The sequence below is a fragment of the Microbacterium psychrotolerans genome, assembly GCF_031085295.1.
Taxonomy (GTDB): domain Bacteria; phylum Actinomycetota; class Actinomycetes; order Actinomycetales; family Microbacteriaceae; genus Microbacterium; species Microbacterium psychrotolerans.
Window position 1 is genome coordinate 441,517 of record NZ_JAVFWO010000003.1, and the last position, 15,458, is coordinate 456,974.

Below are 15,458 nucleotides of genomic sequence, written 5' to 3' on the forward strand. Positions count from 1 at the left end.
GCGGCATGGCGAACGACACACCGGCGCTGAGCCTCGGGCAAGCGCTGCGCCAGTACCTCGACGCGCGCAACGCAGCGATGCTGGCGGCGCGCGCCAGCCTCGGCATCAGCGACACCGACGCTCGGGCGCTCCTGTTCATCGTGGGTAATCCGGGCACGCGCCCGACGGCCCTGCGTGAGTATCTCGGGATCACCTCGGCCGGCGTGACGACGCTCATCGACCGCCTGGTGGGACGCTCACTCGTTCGGCGCGACGTCGACCCGGACGACAGGCGGGTGAACCGCATCACCGCCACGATCGACATCGCTGAAGATCCGTGGTCGGCCCTCAACCGTTTCGACGACGACTTCGACGTGGCCGTGGGCGCTGCCGACCAGGTGCTGGTGGGTCACTCCGCCGCCCTGCTGGAGTCGTTGACAGCCGCAACGGTGGGCGCCCGCAACTGATCGCCGATCAGGCGATGTCAGCGCCCTGATGGGCCTGCGACTTCGCCTCGAGGAACGCGCAGAGTTCAGAGACTGCGGCCAGCTCGGTCGACAACTCCCGAAGGCCGTCCGCATCGAGGACCAGGTTCTCTTCGCGCGGTTCCATCGTGGCGACCCAGCTGGAGGCGTCCTGCGGGGTCGGCTGGATGAAGACGCCGGTCGGAGCGTGACCCAGTCGGAAGGCCACCAGGCCGGTGTCGGCCCCACCGTCGCCGTCCTGCACCATCACGCGTGCCGAATCGCCCAGCGGCTTTCCCAGTGCTCGGTACTCGGTGAGCCAAGACTCCAACGTCTCCAGATTCCGAAACGCCATCGCGATCCTCCTGCTCCACCTGCGACGAGAAAAGTATAGAGAAACGGCCGAATTCTCCACCGAGACGGCCAAGCCTTGCTTTCCGCGCGGATTCGTGCTTCCGCCGGCCCTGCCGGGGCGGGTTACCCGTCCCGTGGGACCCCCGGGGCTGGTCCGGCATGGCTCCCCGCAACGGGTGTGCAACGGTTCCCTCCGGTGGTGTAAGGGCGCACTCGGGCCGGACCTAGGATCAGAGGATGACGACGGCGCGACGGCGAGGAATCCTCGCTGTCGTCACCGCGATCATCCTCCTGGCGCTCGGCGCCGGGGTCGCGTTCGCCGTCGGCGACGCGCTCGGCATCCGCACCGAGCCGTCCGCGCAGATGGACCTGGCGGCCCCCGTCGTTCCCGATGTCGCGGAGCCGGTCCTGCCGCCTGACTTCACGACGATAGATGCGCCCGACTCCGAGCGCGTGTCGGTCGCGCTGGAGGAGTTGGCGGATGCCGCGGCTGCGGCATCCGGAACATCCGGCGAAGCCGCACTCCGCGTCCGGATCGACCCCACCTTCGCCGCGACAGACGACGCGTACACGCTGGAGGGCGACGCGGCTGCCCTGCTCGTCCGAGCCGGCGACGAAGACGGCGCGACACGAGGGATCTACGACCTCGCCGCCCGGGTGCGGGCGGCACAGCCGCTCACCGACCTGCTCGGTGAGCACCCGGCATCCCGTCTTCCGCTGCGGATGAGCGATCTCGGGGCGGTCGGAGTGACCCCCGACCCGGCCGAGTGGGAGAGCGGGGACGATTACTCCCACGCGTCGAAGGCGTTCGCCGCGGTCGTGCAGCCCGAGCCGCCGTACATCGACCAGACCGCGCTCGCCGCGGCGTACGAGGACTTCGACGGGTTCCTGCGCCACTCGCTCGCCAACGGCATCAACGCCGTCGCCTTCCCCGGGTTCGTCGAGTTCGTCACGTTCGACGACGTGCCGGGCGGCGCCGTCTATGCGGGCGGCGACGACCACCGCGACAAGGCGCTCGCCCTGCGGGAGGCGTTCGCGCCGTTCTGGGAGCGTGCCGACGAGCTCGGCGTGAAGGTGTTCCTGCGCACCGACATGCTCGCCCTCACCGGACCGCTCGAGCGCTACCTGATCGACCGGTTCGGCTCACTCGACACCGAGGATCCCGAGTTCTGGGACGTCTACGCCGCCGGCCTCGACGAGCTGTACCAGGCGGTTCCCGCGCTCGACGGCGTCCTCATCCGCATCGGCGAGGCGGGTCCCGTGTACGACGTCGGCGGATGGGACTACTACTCCGCGCTCGAAGTGACCACCGTCGACGCCGTGCGGACGATGCTCGGGGCGTTCACGGTGCAGGCCGAGGCATCCGATCGCGAAGTCATCTTCCGCACATGGAGCGTGGGCGTCGGCGCCGTCGGCGACATGCACACGAACGACGCGTCGTACGAGGCCGTGCTCGACGGCATCGACTCGCCCGCGCTCATCGTGTCGACGAAGTACACCCTCGGCGACTTCTACACGTGGCTGCCGCTGAACCACACGCTCGAGCAGGGCGATCAGCGGCGCATCGTGGAGTTCCAGAGCCGCCGCGAGTTCGAGAACTTCGGCGCCTTCCCCAACGACCTCGGCCCGCAGTATCAAGCGGCGCTGCAGCAGCTGCTCGCCGCGAACGACCGCATCGAGGGTGTCTGGGTGTGGACGCAGGACGGCGGTCCCTGGCGCGCCGGACCCATGTCGCTGTACCTGAAGTCGGGCTTCTGGCAGCTGTACGAGCTGAACACGCTGATGGCCGCCGCGCTCGCGCAGGATCCCGAGACCGATGTCGCCGAGGTGACCGCCGACTGGGCGCGGCAGTGGTTCTCGGACGACCCCGCGACGGTTCAGGCCATCGCCGGGGCCATGGCCCTCTCGCGCGATGCGATCGCCCAGGGGATGTACATCGAGCAGTTCGCCGACCAGCGCGTGTTCGCGATCGGGCTCGAACCCCCGCCCATGATGTGGATCTTCGAGTGGGACATCCTCACCGGCGACTCCGCCGTGCTCGACGTCCTCTATGCGATCGTGCGAGACAGCGCACTGTCGGGGGCGGACGCCTCCGGAGGGTCGTCGACGGCCGGCATCGCCGCGGCGATCGCCGACGGCGAGCAGGCAGTCGCCGCCGTCGAGCAGATGCGCGATCTCGTGACCGGAACGGATGCCGAGACCTGGCACTCCGCCGACATGCGCGAGGCCTTCATGGACACCCTCGACTACGAGCTCGACACCCTGCGGCTGCTCGAGGCGTACCGGGCGATGATCCTGCACCAGGGCGAGTGGCACGACACGCTCTCACCCGAGTCGTACGCGGAATGGGATGCCGACCGCGCCGCCTACGAGGCACTCGCCGTCACGCACCTCGAGCGGTACGAGGGCAGCCTCGACTACCCGGCGTTCAACCTCACCGCGGCTCAGCTCGGCGTGGAGAGGGCCGAGCGCGACCTCACGATGGCGTGGCTCGCACGCGGCCTGCTGCTGCTCGCGATCGCATGGGTCGTGATCGGCATGCTCGCCGCGCGCACGCGGCTGGTCGCCAAGCCCGGTGCCGCCGCTGCCCGCGCGACCTGGATCGCCTCCACCCGTCCGTGGCGTGCGCGCGAGTCGACGCTCGGCATGCTCGAGCTCGACCGGTGGCTGCTGCTGATCGTGCCGACAGCGCTGCTCGTCGCCACACGGGCGGTGCAGACGTCGTTCCTGTCGTGGACGCACCTGGCCGTCACCATCGGGGCGTGGGCGGTGTTCGCCCTCGTCGTGCGGCTGTTCGTCTGGCAGCGGTCGCCGTGGCCGGTCATCGCCGCGGTCGGCGGCGTCGTGATGCTGCGATGCATCCTCACGCTGTTCGCTCTGTCGTTCACGGGGCCGGGCGGCTACTGGTTCGCGTTCTGGACCGATCCCGTGCTGCGCACCGTGTACATCACAGTGGCGTTCGCACTCTTCGTCTGGGTGTTCGTCGCCGCCGGCTGGGCCCTCGCCGCGCAGGTCGGTGCCCGCCGGGCCACCGGGTACGTGCTGGCCGCCGTGGGCGCCGGGCTGCTGGTGCCGTCCGCCGCCGTCGGCGTGGTCGGTCTCGAATCGGCGCTCACGCTCTGGAACGACGAGATGGGCCTGCTGCCCTGGGGCCTCGCGCGGATCCTCGGCATCACGACCTACCTCGAGATCCCCGATGCCACGGCATGGGCGGCCGCCGCGTTCGCGGCCGTACTGCTCGTGGTGGGGGTCGCGCTGGCGCTGCCCTGGCGACGCCGTCGCGTCACGGGATCCACGCTCGCCGAGGCCCGCGGCGACGCGTCGGCGGCGCGCTGAGAAGGCGCCCGCCCGACCACCCCCTCCTGAAGGAGGGGGTGGCGTACCCGCCGTTCTCGACCATTCGTTTCGGAGGAGTATTTTGGAAGCATCCCCCGAAACGATTCGAAGAGGTATTCCCCATGCGCTCACGAAGCACAGCACTCCTGTCCATCGCCGCCGTTTCCGGCCTGCTCCTCGCCGGTTGCGCGTCGACCGCCGAGCCCGAGGCCACGCCTACGTCGGCCGCGTCATCGGTCGTCGAGTCGTCGGTCACCGAGCCGGCGGCCGCCGGCGAGCGCGTCGGCGCGGACGGCAACGAGCTCGAGGTGTGGAGCAGCATCGTCCCCGACGAGAGCGCTGCTGCCGTCCTGGACGAGCCGGAAGCCGGCAACCAGTGGGTCACCGTCAACGTCGCCCAGTGGGTCACCGACGAGGACCTCTCGGACGTCGACGTCGCGCCCGTCCTGCGCTCGACCGAGGACGAGTCCTTCTCGGCCGACGCCCTGTCGCAGCGCTCGGTCGACGTGCCCATGACGCCGGAGAAGTCCTACACGTTCGTGTGGAGCTTCCAGGTGCCCGAGGCGCTCGTCGACGCCGAGACCCTCGTGGTCTGCGTGGGCTCGGGTGACGAGGGCTGCAGCAGCCTCGTCGCCGAGTGATCCCACGGCGTCGCCGGCCTGCGGCGGCGCCGGATCCACCGCGTTCGCGCCGTGTGCCTCGGGGCGCGCGGCGCGAACGCTTTTGTGCGGGAGTGCGTCTGCATGCGGCCCTCGTGCAGGGAGCAAGTACCTTGTATGCCAATAGTTTGTATGCAAAGCTTTGGCGATGACGACGACCGCCACGCCGCTCGAATCGTCGGTGTGCTTCGCGCTGTACACGTCGATGCAGACGACCCTGCAGCTCTACCGCGAACTGCTGGAGCCGTGGGGGCTGACCTATCAGCAGCTCATGGTGCTCGCGGTCGTGTGGGAGCGCGACGAGGTGTCGCCGGGCCAGCTCGCTGAGGCGCTCTGTCTCGATGCGAGCAGCGTGTCGGGCCTCGTCGGACGGCTCGAGCGCATGGGCTACCTCGAGCGTGAGCACCGGTCCACCGACCGCCGCTCGGTGCGGATCACCGCCACCGCGCACGCCCTCGCCGTGCGCGGCGAGCTGGGCCACATCGAGCGCTGCGTCGCGGAGGCCATGCAGGTCACGCCCGCGGACGCAGAGTCCGTCATCGGAACGCTCCGGTCGCTGCGCACCTCGATGCGCGAGTACGACGCGCGCGCGGCATCCATCGCCTCATGAACGGCAAGGAAGGAAACGCATGACCCTCGAAGAGATCCCCGTCACCACGATCCACGGAGAGAGCACCACCTTCGGCGAGCTCGCCGACGGACGGCTCGCCCTCGTCGTCAACGTCGCATCGCGGTGCGGGCTGGCTCCGCAGTACGAACAGCTCGAGGCGCTGCAGAAGGCGTATGCCGACCGCGGCTTCACCGTGATCGGCTTTCCGAGCAACCAGTTCCTGCAGGAGCTCTCGACCGAAGAGGCGGTCGCGGAGTACTGCTCGACCACGTGGGGCGTCACCTTCCCGATGGCCGAGAAGGTACGCGTCAACGGCCGCAACGCCCACCCGCTCTACCAGGAGCTGACCGGCACGCCCGACGTCGACGGCAAGAAGGGCCGCATCACATGGAACTTCGAGAAGTTCCTGGTCAGCCCGTCGGGTGAGGTGAAGCGGTTCTCGCCGCAGACCAAGCCCGACGCTCCCGAGGTCGTCGAGGCCATCGAGGCCTGGCTGCCGGGGGAGTAGGCGCGCCGCTTCGGCGGCGCGGGCCGAGGTCGCGCGAGACCTCGGCCCGCGGGTCAGCGCAGACCGGCGGCTGACGCGGAGGTGCGTCGCTGCTCGATGCCGCGCTGCGCGCGGCGCGCGATGCCCACGACGCCCGTGATGAGGGCGAACCCGCCGAGCACGAGCACGCCGATGGCGATCGTGGTGGCGGGGCTGAGCGACACCAGCCAGGACGCGAGCGCATCCTGGCGGGCAGGGTCGGTGAGGAACCAGACCGCGCCGGCGGCGATCGTGGCGAGGACCAGGCCCCACACGATGCCCGCCCAGCGGACCCGCGGACGGGAGAGGGCGACGGATGCCGCGGCCCCAGGCGGGTCGGATTCCGCGGTTCCCAAGCGGTCGGACGCCGCCGTCGGCGGCTCCCACGCGGGTGGCAGGGTCCCGGTGAACGCCGGCGGGAGGACGCTGGGCGACTCCGGCGACTCCGGCGGGGGCGGGGTGAGGTCGTCGACCGGGGTGGTCGCGTCGGCGCCGCGTGCGGCATCCGGAGTCTCAGGAGTGCTCATGGCGGGCCTCATTTCTCGTAGACGGTGACCTCGACCGAGCCGCTGCGCTGGTCGAGGGTGATGTGCTGGGTCGTGACGGCATCGGTGGCGGAGTTTTCGCTGCGGACGCTCCAGCTGAGGTTCCCGTCGCTGCCGGGTTCCACGGTGCCCGATTCGACGTCGGCGCCGTCGCCTCCCGGCACGCGGCTGTACTCCAGCGCGCCGCTGCCCAGCGTCGCGTCGAGCTCGAGCGCTGTGCCCGGATACACCTCGATGTAGGTGTAGCCGTAGCCCTTGGTCACGACGACGTCGCCTGCCCGGACGTCTCGGCTGCCGGACAGCGGCGAGACGGAGAGCGTCGTGCTGCCGAACGGCTGCACGACGGCCTGGTCGTAGCTGGCGGTGCCGAGATCGACGTTGCCGACCACGAGACGGTCGTGACCGGATGCCGCGGCCACCGAACCGCCGACCACGAGGAGCACGATCGTCACGGCGGTCAGGAAGCCGCTGCGGCGGCGGGCCACGCCGGCGACGACCATCGCCAGGGCCGTGACCAGGGCCGCGGTGAAGACGCCGATGGCTCCGGCGAAAGGAGTGGAGACGGCGGCGAGGACGGCGAGGGCGCCGGCGACGAGCGCCGCCCCGAGCACGGTGAGCACGAAGACGAAGCTCGTGCGCGGTCGCGTGGCCTGACGGATGCGCCGACGCTCCTCGGCCTCTCGGGCGAAGGCCGTTCCCGCGCTCTCACGTTCGCGACGCGCCTGCTCGCGGGCCGCGCGGGCGGCGTCCTGCTGGCTGCGCTGCCACGTGTGGTGCTCGGTGCGCCACGCCTCCTGCCGGGCGCGCCAATCGGCGACCTGCGGGTCGTCGGTGCCCGTGGCTTCCGTCGCGGACTCGGCCGGCGCCCGACCGGCCGAGTCCACGACGCCCGCGGCAGCTGCCGCGAGGGGAGAGGTCGCGTCGTCACCCGAATGAGACGCGACGGTGGGGGCGGGCTGCGCGGAAGCCGTCTGCGCACCCGCCCACGGGGAGCGATCGGCGCGGGCCGACCGGACGATGAAGTAGGTGGCGAGCCCGATGAGGGCCAGCGCGATGATGACCCCGAAGCCGCCGAGGGGCGATCCGACGTCCCAGATCGATGACGGATACCCGCCGCCGAACGCCGCCCACACGGGCCACAGCAGCAGGTTCCGCAGCCACGGCACCACCGGGATGAAGCCGACGGCGGTGAGGATGAAGATGCCGGTCATCGCCGGGTCGTAGCGGCCGTGGAACAGCTCGCGGAGGTGGATGCGGCCGTCCGTGTCGGGCAGCAGCGCCCAGGCGATCGCATAGACCAGCAGTGCCGGGAACCCGAGCAGCGCTACGACGACGAAGATGCCGCGCACGATGAGGGGGTCGATCCGGAGGCGGGCCGCGAGGCCGCCGCAGACACCGCCCAGCCATGCGTCGCCGCGGACGATGCCGAGGCCTCGTACCCACGCGAAGAACCGGTCGGAGCCTGTCTGCGCGCCGGGAGGCGCGGTCGGCGGTGGTCCCGGATCGGCGGGGGGAGCGGAGGTGGTGTCGGTCATGCTTCCACCCTGGCGGCGGCGAGACGGTGCCCGCTATGGGGTGATCCCCTGACCCTTCCCTGATCCTGGTGCCCCGGTGTGGTCGGGGGCGGCGGGCGGTGATTGGATGGCGGCATGCCCTCGAACGCGACTGTCACCGCCCCCGCGGTGCACGCGGCGTTCGAGCGTCCCGCCCTGCGTCGGCCACGGGACTGCGTGGTCTCGGGCGTCTCCGCCGGGCTCGCCCGGCATCTCGGCTGGCCCGTCTGGCTGGTGCGCACCGCTTTCCTGGCGCTCACGCTCGTCTCGGGCGCCGGAGTGCTGCTGTACGCGTGGCTGTGGCTCTTCATGCCGTGGGACGACGTCGCAACCGGTGACCCCGCCGTCAAGGCGTACGGCCCGCAGGTGCCGACGCGCCGTGCGCCGGTGGCGTGGATCCTCACGGCCGGGTCCATCGTCGCCACGCTGGCGACCGTCGCGGCCATCGCCGTGTTCGCCGGGAACGGCGTCGTCGGCGCCTCGCTGCCCGGGTGGATCGGCGGCGTGTTCGTCGCGACGGCGCTGGCGGTCGCGGCAGGCAGCTGGGCCACCCTGGTCGATCGGCGCGACCCGACGCGGGGTCCGCGGCACGAGAACGCCGTGCGTGCCGCGGTGACCGTGGTGCTGATCGTGCTGCTGCTCGCGCAGCTCTCGACGCTCCAGCAGGTCGGAGTGGCCGGCTTCGTCTACGCGCTGATGCCGCTCGTGGGGATCGTGCTGGTGTATTCCTCGATGCTGGTGGACAAATGGCGCGAGCTGTCGGGGGAGCGCGTGCGTCGCATCCGCGAGGAGCAGCGCGCCGAGATGGCCGCTCACCTGCACGACTCGGTGCTGCAGACCCTCGCCCTCATCCAGAACCGCGCGGGCGCCTCGAGCGAGGTCGCCCGCCTCGCCCGCGCGCAGGAGCGCGAGCTGCGCGCGTGGCTCTACGACGGCGACGCGCCCGCCGACAGCGATCTCGCCACCGATCTGCGTGATTACGCCGCCGCCCTCGAGCTCGACTACCCCGTGCGCATAGACGTCGTCTCGGCGGGACTGCCGGCGGAGCGCGCGAGCGGCGAGGTCGCAGCCGCATCGCGCGAGGCGATGCTGAACGCCGCCCGCCACGCCGGTGGCGACGTATCGGTGTACATCGAGGGCAACGAGAACGCCGTAGACGTGTACGTCCGCGATCGCGGTCCGGGCTTCGACCTCGACGATGTTCCGGCCGACAGGCTCGGCATCCGTCAATCGATCCTCGGCCGGATGCGGCGCGCCGGGGGATCCGCGACCGTGCGCCGCGGAGTGAGTGGAGGCACCGAGGTGCACCTGCGATTCGTCACCGCTCCTGTCCCCTTTGCGGCAGCGGCCGGCGCGCCCGGCGCAGCGACTGCCCGCGTGAGCACCGCGGATTCTGAAGCGGGAGCGGAGGAGGCGCATGGCTGAGGCACCGGTGCGGGTCGTGATCGTGGACGACCACTCGATCTTCCGGTCCGGCCTGCGCGCCGACCTCGACGATTCGATCGAGGTCGTCGGCGAGGCGGGGGATGCCGCCTCCGCCGTGTCGGTGATCGAGGCGACCCGGCCCGACGTCGTGCTGCTCGACGTGCACCTGCCGTCTGGACAGGGGGCCGCGGCGTCCGGTCCCGACGCGGCGGGCGGTGAAGCGGTGATCCGCGCTGCCGGACCCGTGCTGCCGACGACACGCTTCCTGGCGCTGAGCGTGTCGGATGCCGCGGAAGACGTGGTGCGGGTCATCCGCGCCGGCGCCCGCGGCTACATCACGAAGGGGTCGTCCGGAGCCGAGGTCAGCCGCGCCGTCCGCGCCATCGCCGAGGGCGACGCCGTCTTCTCGCCGCGCCTCGCGGGCTTCGTGCTCGACGCCTTCGGCGCCGCCGTCGGCGAGACCGCCGCGACCAGCGACGAGCTCGACCGCCTGTCGGCGCGCGAGCAGGAGGTGATGCGGCTGATCGCCCGCGGCTACGCCTACAAGGAGGTGGCGGCCGAGCTGTTCATCTCGATGAAGACGGTCGAGTCGCACGTATCGGCCGTGCTGCGCAAGCTGCAGCTGTCGTCGCGCTACGAGCTGACGGCGTGGGCATCGGAGCGTCGCCTGCTCTGACCCCGACGGCGCGCGCCCGCGGCATCCATCTCCGCGTAGTCTGCCGATCGCGATGCGCGAGTGAAAGGTCGCCCCGCCCCTGTGCCCCGCTCAGTAGGCTGCCGCCACCACCCGATCGGCCTCATCCGGTTCGGTTGACTTCATCGCGACCGGATACCGAAGGTGGGCGGGGATGGCCGCCGTAAGACGCTCGGTCACTCTCTTACCGCCACGCCAGTCGCGAGGGACGATCCCCATGCCTCCTCCGTTCGCGGTTGTGAGGTCCCATGCGCCGGTCGTCTGGTTCACGCCTGCCAACACCACCTCGTCCAGGCGTGCTTCCACCATGCTCTGCCCGGATATCACGTACGTGACTCGTTCGGCGTCCAGGATCAGTTGATGGCCCCGCAGTCCCCGGAACGGCTTCGGACTGACCAGGTCGACATCACGCTGCAGGAGCGCCCGCGCCATGCGAGTCCGGTTCATTCGCGCGTAGTGCCCTTCCGTCTGCGCGACCGGGTCCAGTCCGAGCGTCTCCGAGAGTGTTTCCAGCGTTGCCCGCGGGTCGGCGACTTCTCCGATAGTCAGGAGAATCGTGGGCAGCGCGGTCCGGATCGTCTCAGCGATGTCGGAGCCCGTGAGGGATCTCACGTCCGGCACGATCATGTCATCCGGATCGCGGTAGCCGCGGAGCACGGAAGCCGCCACGTCCACCAGTGCCTCGACGTGGGCCTGCGGGTCGGCGACGACCGTCTGCCAATCGGCCAGCACGACTCTCAGCAGCTCCGGATCCGGACCGTCGGCGGCGAGTGATCGCACGACGTCCATCGCCGCCACGGCGGCGCCCAGGATGTCGTCGGATGGCGGGTCGAGCGCGAACAGCACCAGCCGCGAACTCGGATCGATGTCGACGACGTACGGCGTGACACTGTAGATCATCTTGCGGTCTGTGCGGAGAACCTGAGTCAGCGCTTCTCCCAGGACCGCCACCGAGGCCACAAGAGAGCTTCGATGATGGCTGCGCAGCACCATCGAGATGCCGATGGGCAGTCCCGGACTGACCGCCCAACCGGTCTGACCTATGTCGCCGGCGTCACGGTCGCCGAGCGCTGATGTGGGCTGGGGGAGCGCCAGATCGAAGCCCTTGGGAAGTGGCGCTGAGGCCGTCAGTGTTGCGTTCTGCGAATGCAGCCATGTACCCGCGAACTCCAGAATCATCTCCCGGGTGTGAGACCGATGAGCAGGAGACCCGAGATCGATGAGGCCGAGTCCGCGAGATCCGAAGCGATCGAGGAGATGCCCTCTGCCCGGGTATTCGTCGAGTTCTCCGAGCTCCGCCGCGATGATGCGACGTTGCGCCTCCACCTCCTCGACCGTTACGGCATCGAGACCCCGCAAGGCTTGAGCGATCTGACCGAGGAAGTCGCAGACTTGCGACTGCTCGCCCTGCGCGAAGAACACGATCGCGTTATCGGTCGTCATCGCGTTCGTGAAGGCGCCGACGCGTCTCACGCGAGACATCACGACATGCTCGACCAGGTGCGCCACCCCTGCGATTCGCGGGGCTTCATCCCGTCTCCCGACTCCGAAGACGAGTGCCGCCGCGAACTGGGTCGGCGCGTCGATGCTGATCACAGGTACGCCGCTGGCGAGCGTCGTCCGCGAGTATGACGGGAGATCCACGGTCTCATCCTGTCGGATTTGACCCGCAGTGTTCCGGGCCTGTGGAAAGCCGCGCGGAAGGGCTCGGCAGCCATCTGCGCGGCCGCGTCTACGCGGCCACCACTCCGCTGCGGATCGGCATCGGGTGTCCGACTCTGACGCCGGCCGCTGGTTCGGAGCATGGTCACTCGTCGGAGAAGGTGAGGATCGCGCGACGTGGCCGGCATCTCTAGGCTCGGGACGTGCGAAGACCGCAGGGGAGTCCGACGCTCGGCGAGGTGCTCGGGGAGATCGTGCGCCGCGCCGCGGACGAGGTCGATGCGACGTTGCCGGCCGCCGTCGCCGACGAGCCCGACGGTGTGCATCAGCACCGCGTGCGGGTGAGGCGCCTGCGCAGCGTGCTCGGCGGCTTCCGGGACGCGCTCGATGCCCGCGCCGCCGAGCGGGTGCGCGTGGCCTACGCGGAGTGGGGCCGCGAGCTCGGCGTCGTGCGCGACATCGAGGTGCGCGCCGAGGTCGCGGGCGAGATGATCGCGCGGGCGGGGGTCGACGATCCGGATGTGCAGCGGCGGCTCGTCGGCAGCGAGCAGGAGGCGTACGCGGTGGCTCATCGGCGGCTCGTGGAGCTCGCAGCCTCTCCGCGCGCCGAGGAGCGCGCTCGACTGCTGCGCGAGTTCGTGGAAGCGGCGAATCCCGTCGAGCCCCATCGCGAGGCCGCGGAGGTGCTGGTCGCAGCGGTCGCGAGACAGGCGCGTCGCGTGGAGAAGGCCGAGTCCCGCCTCGACGGCACGGATGCGCGATACCACGACCTCCGCAAGGCCGCACGTCGCATGCGCTACGTGGCGGAATCCGTCACGGATGCCGCTCCTGGGCTGGGCACGAACGAGATCGAGGCACTCGTCGAGGCCGGCGACGACATCCACGATGCTCTCGGGGCGCACCGCGACACCACGCTGCTCGCGCAGCGGGTCGAGCACGAGGCAGTCCTCGCCGGACGCGCGGGGGAGCTGTCGCACGCCTACGACAGGATCGCCGAGGTGGCCAGGGAGGAGGCCGCGCAACGCCTCGACGAGGTCCCGCAGGCGATGCGGCGACTGAAGGCCGCGGCATCCCGCCTTCCGTGAGATAGGGCGGCTCACGTCTGCGGATGCGGGGCCGGCAGCCCGCCCGGCCGGTGTCGGCCGGGCGACCTAGACTTGGTGGGACATGACCGACGCCACTCCCACCGCGCCCGTTGCGGGGACCATAGGTCCGATCGTTCTCGACGGCGGCGCTGCGCCGCGCCCCGGCGCGCGCGCCGACGAGGACCTGCTCGACGGACTCAACCCGCAGCAGCGCGAAGCCGTCACCTACCGCGGGCAGGCGCTGCTCATCGTGGCCGGTGCCGGCTCGGGCAAGACCAGTGTGCTCACGCGGCGCATCGCGTCGCTGCTGCGCAACCGCGAGGCATGGCCCAGCCAGATCCTGGCCATCACCTTCACGAACAAGGCCGCGGGCGAGATGCGCGAGCGCGTCGAGCACCTGGTCGGCGACTCGGCGCGCGGCATGTGGATCTCGACCTTCCACTCGGCGTGCGTGCGCATCCTTCGCCGTGAGGCCGAGCAGTTCGGGTTCACGAAGTCGTTCACGATCTACGACTCGGGCGACTCCCGTGCGCTCATCAAGCGGCTCGTCAAGGAGCACGAGGCCGACGCCTTCGGGCTCACGCCGGCCGCGACGCAGGGCAAGATCTCGAAGTTGAAGAACGAGCTGGCGGATGCCGAGTCCTACGCCCGCACCGCGAACATGAGCGATCCCGCCGAGCGGGTCTTCGTCGAGCTGTTCGCCGCCTACCAGCGCGAGCTGCAGCGGGCGAACGCGTTCGACTTCGACGACCTCATCGCACAGACGGTGTTCCTGTTCCGCGCCTTCCCGCAGGTGGCGGACGTGTACCGACGGCGGTTCCGGCACGTGCTCGTCGACGAGTACCAGGACACCAACCACGCGCAGTACGCGCTGATCCACGAGCTCACCCGCCCGCCCGGGTCGGATGCCGCACCCCTCGCCGGATCCGGCGGCATGATGATCTTCGAGGCCGAGCCGGCCGCCGAGGACGGCGCGTCGCTCACGGTCGTCGGCGACTCCGACCAGTCGATCTACGCGTTCCGTGGCGCCGACATCCGCAACATCAGCGAGTTCGAGAAGGACTATCCGGGCGCCAAGGTCGTGCTGCTCGAGCAGAACTACCGCTCGACGCAGAACATCCTGTCGGCCGCCAACGCCGTCATCAGCCACAACTTCGACCGCAAGGACAAGCGTCTGTGGACCGACGTCGGCGAGGGCGAGAAGATCATCGGCTTCACCGGCTACTCGCAGCACGACGAGGCGCAGTTCGTCGCCGACGAGATCGAGGCGCTGCGGCGGGCGGGCGTGGACTACTCGCAGATGGCGGTGTTCTACCGCACCAACTCGCAGTCCCGTGCGCTGGAGGAGATCTTCATCCGCTCCGCGCTGCCGTACAAGATCATGGGCGGCACCAAGTTCTACGAGCGCGCCGAGATCAAGGACGCGCTCGCGTACCTCGTGGCGGTCGCCAATCCCGCCGACGAGATGGCGATGCGCCGCATCATCAACCGGCCTCGACGTGGCATCGGCGATGTGACCATCGAGACCATCTCGCGATACGCCGTCGATCAGCAGATCACGTTCCGCGACGCGCTGGCCAACTCGTCGGCGCTCGGCGTCGGCCCCAAGATCCAGGCGGCGATCGCGCATCTCGACGCCGTCCTCGCCGAGGCGACGGAGATCATGCTGCCCGCGTCGGGCGAGCTCGCGCCGCCGACCGCCGTCGCCGACGGCCTGCAGCTGCTGCTGAACAAGAGCGGCTACTACGACGCGCTGCGTGCCAGCAAGGACGCGCAGGACGAGGCCCGCATCGAGAACCTCGACGAGATGGTCGCCGTGGCGCGTGAGTTCGCGCGCAACAACCCCGAGGGCACGCTCCTGGACTTCCTCACCGAGGTGGCGCTCGTGTCGGATGCCGATGACCTCGAGGACGCCTCGGGCTCGGTGTCGCTGATGACCCTGCACACCGCCAAGGGCCTCGAATACGACGCGGTGTTCGTCACCGGTGTCGAGGAGGACCTCATCCCGCACCGCATCTCGGCGGGGGAGCCGGGCGGGCCGCAGGAGGAACGGCGGCTCTTCTACGTCGGCATCACCCGCGCTCGTCAGCGTCTCTACCTCTCACTGGCGATGACCCGCGCCCAGTTCGGCGAGGTCACGGTCGCGATGCCCAGCCGCTTCCTGCAGGAGATCCCGCTCGAGCTGCTGCACTGGCGACAGTCGCCGGGCGACGTCAACTCCCGCGGCGGCACCCAGTCGCGCGCGCTCAACGCCCGCCGCGGCGGCTTCGGAGGGTCGGGGTCTGGCTCAGGCAAACGCTACGGCGACGATCTCGTGCCGCTGGCGCGCCGCGAACCGACCGGCAATCTCGAGCGCTTCGCGAACAAGATCCCCTCCAAGGTGCGCGACAACGGCGATCTCGAGCTGGCGCCGGGTGACCGCATCCGGCACGACGACTTCGGCGAGGGTCGAGTGGATGCCGTCACGGGCGAGGGCGCGAAGCGCGTGGCGCACGTCCGCTTCGACGTGGCGGGGCCCAAGAAGCTGCTGATCAAGATCGCGCCGATCTCGAAGCTCTGATCCTCC

Annotated in this window: 13 protein-coding genes; 9 read left to right on the forward strand and 4 right to left on the reverse strand. The window is 70.4% G+C overall.

Annotation, left to right across the window (positions count from 1 at the left end):
- Positions 1–5: 5 nt before the first annotated feature.
- Positions 6–446, forward strand: coding sequence for a MarR family transcriptional regulator (locus Q9R08_RS11105; RefSeq protein ID WP_308868071.1), 441 nt, complete (start codon positions 6–8; stop codon positions 444–446).
- 7 nt (positions 447–453) lie between these two features.
- Here Q9R08_RS11105 and Q9R08_RS11110 read toward each other — a convergent pair whose 3' ends face one another.
- Positions 454–798 carry a hypothetical protein gene (locus tag Q9R08_RS11110; protein WP_308868072.1) on the reverse strand — a complete coding sequence of 115 codons (345 nt, stop codon included), beginning with the start codon at positions 796–798 and terminating at the stop codon, positions 454–456.
- A 236-nt stretch (positions 799–1,034) separates the two neighbouring features.
- Between Q9R08_RS11110 and Q9R08_RS11115 the strand changes: the two genes are divergently transcribed.
- The 4 genes from Q9R08_RS11115 to Q9R08_RS11130 all read left to right on the forward strand — a co-directional run bounded on the left by Q9R08_RS11115 (position 1,035) and on the right by Q9R08_RS11130 (position 5,910).
- On the forward strand, positions 1,035–4,133 hold the full coding sequence (locus Q9R08_RS11115; RefSeq protein ID WP_308868073.1) for a hypothetical protein: 3,099 nt from the start codon (positions 1,035–1,037) through the stop codon (positions 4,131–4,133).
- Positions 4,134–4,255: 122 nt separating this feature from the next.
- The gene (locus tag Q9R08_RS11120) at positions 4,256–4,774 is read left to right on the forward strand and encodes a hypothetical protein (protein ID WP_308868074.1); all 519 of its coding nucleotides are present in this window, start codon (positions 4,256–4,258) and stop codon (positions 4,772–4,774) included.
- Positions 4,775–4,940: 166 nt separating this feature from the next.
- Positions 4,941–5,402 carry a MarR family winged helix-turn-helix transcriptional regulator gene (locus tag Q9R08_RS11125; RefSeq protein ID WP_308868075.1) on the forward strand — a complete coding sequence of 154 codons (462 nt, stop codon included), beginning with the start codon at positions 4,941–4,943 and terminating at the stop codon, positions 5,400–5,402.
- A gap of 19 nt (positions 5,403–5,421) precedes the next feature.
- Positions 5,422–5,910, forward strand: a complete 489-nt coding sequence (locus Q9R08_RS11130) for a glutathione peroxidase (protein WP_308868076.1) — start codon at positions 5,422–5,424, stop codon at positions 5,908–5,910.
- A gap of 53 nt (positions 5,911–5,963) precedes the next feature.
- Here the strand turns inward: Q9R08_RS11130 and Q9R08_RS11135 are convergent, their stop codons facing one another.
- Positions 5,964–6,455: a hypothetical protein gene (locus Q9R08_RS11135; RefSeq protein ID WP_308868077.1), complete on the reverse strand. Its 492-nt coding sequence runs from the start codon at positions 6,453–6,455 to the stop codon at positions 5,964–5,966.
- An 8-nt stretch (positions 6,456–6,463) separates the two neighbouring features.
- Positions 6,464–8,008: a PspC domain-containing protein gene (locus tag Q9R08_RS11140; RefSeq protein ID WP_308868078.1), complete on the reverse strand. Its 1,545-nt coding sequence runs from the start codon at positions 8,006–8,008 to the stop codon at positions 6,464–6,466.
- A 114-nt stretch (positions 8,009–8,122) separates the two neighbouring features.
- On the opposite strand from Q9R08_RS11140, the gene Q9R08_RS11145 reads away from it, so the two are divergent.
- On the forward strand, positions 8,123–9,451 hold the full coding sequence (locus Q9R08_RS11145; RefSeq protein ID WP_308868079.1) for an ATP-binding protein: 1,329 nt from the start codon (positions 8,123–8,125) through the stop codon (positions 9,449–9,451).
- The gene (locus tag Q9R08_RS11150) at positions 9,444–10,127 is read left to right on the forward strand and encodes a LuxR C-terminal-related transcriptional regulator (protein ID WP_308868080.1); all 684 of its coding nucleotides are present in this window, start codon (positions 9,444–9,446) and stop codon (positions 10,125–10,127) included. The genes Q9R08_RS11145 and Q9R08_RS11150 overlap by 8 nt, the downstream gene beginning before the upstream one ends.
- A gap of 90 nt (positions 10,128–10,217) precedes the next feature.
- On the opposite strand, the gene Q9R08_RS11155 is transcribed toward Q9R08_RS11150, so the two are convergent.
- Positions 10,218–11,741: an insulinase family protein gene (locus tag Q9R08_RS11155; RefSeq protein WP_308868081.1), complete on the reverse strand. Its 1,524-nt coding sequence runs from the start codon at positions 11,739–11,741 to the stop codon at positions 10,218–10,220.
- Between the two features lie 269 nt (positions 11,742–12,010).
- Between Q9R08_RS11155 and Q9R08_RS11160 the strand changes: the two genes are divergently transcribed.
- Positions 12,011–12,892, forward strand: coding sequence for a CHAD domain-containing protein (locus Q9R08_RS11160; protein WP_308868083.1), 882 nt, complete (start codon positions 12,011–12,013; stop codon positions 12,890–12,892).
- Positions 12,893–12,974: 82 nt separating this feature from the next.
- Positions 12,975–15,452, forward strand: a complete 2,478-nt coding sequence (locus Q9R08_RS11165) for an ATP-dependent helicase (RefSeq protein WP_308868084.1) — start codon at positions 12,975–12,977, stop codon at positions 15,450–15,452.
- The last annotated feature ends 6 nt before the right edge of the window (positions 15,453–15,458 follow it).

Excerpts from the sequence above, each read along its gene's own strand:
- Q9R08_RS11105 (WP_308868071.1), top strand. The coding sequence starts at position 6 with ATGGCGAACGACACACCGGCGCTGAGCCTCGGGCAAGCGCTGCGCCAG.
- Q9R08_RS11110 (WP_308868072.1), bottom strand. The coding sequence starts at position 798 with ATGGCGTTTCGGAATCTGGAGACGTTGGAGTCTTGGCTCACCGAGTAC.
- Q9R08_RS11115 (WP_308868073.1), top strand. The coding sequence starts at position 1,035 with ATGACGACGGCGCGACGGCGAGGAATCCTCGCTGTCGTCACCGCGATC.
- Q9R08_RS11120 (WP_308868074.1), top strand. The coding sequence starts at position 4,256 with ATGCGCTCACGAAGCACAGCACTCCTGTCCATCGCCGCCGTTTCCGGC.
- Q9R08_RS11125 (WP_308868075.1), top strand. The coding sequence starts at position 4,941 with ATGACGACGACCGCCACGCCGCTCGAATCGTCGGTGTGCTTCGCGCTG.
- Q9R08_RS11130 (WP_308868076.1), top strand. The coding sequence starts at position 5,422 with ATGACCCTCGAAGAGATCCCCGTCACCACGATCCACGGAGAGAGCACC.
- Q9R08_RS11135 (WP_308868077.1), bottom strand. The coding sequence starts at position 6,455 with ATGAGCACTCCTGAGACTCCGGATGCCGCACGCGGCGCCGACGCGACC.
- Q9R08_RS11140 (WP_308868078.1), bottom strand. The coding sequence starts at position 8,008 with ATGACCGACACCACCTCCGCTCCCCCCGCCGATCCGGGACCACCGCCG.
- Q9R08_RS11145 (WP_308868079.1), top strand. The coding sequence starts at position 8,123 with ATGCCCTCGAACGCGACTGTCACCGCCCCCGCGGTGCACGCGGCGTTC.
- Q9R08_RS11150 (WP_308868080.1), top strand. The coding sequence starts at position 9,444 with ATGGCTGAGGCACCGGTGCGGGTCGTGATCGTGGACGACCACTCGATC.
- Q9R08_RS11165 (WP_308868084.1), top strand. The coding sequence starts at position 12,975 with ATGACCGACGCCACTCCCACCGCGCCCGTTGCGGGGACCATAGGTCCG.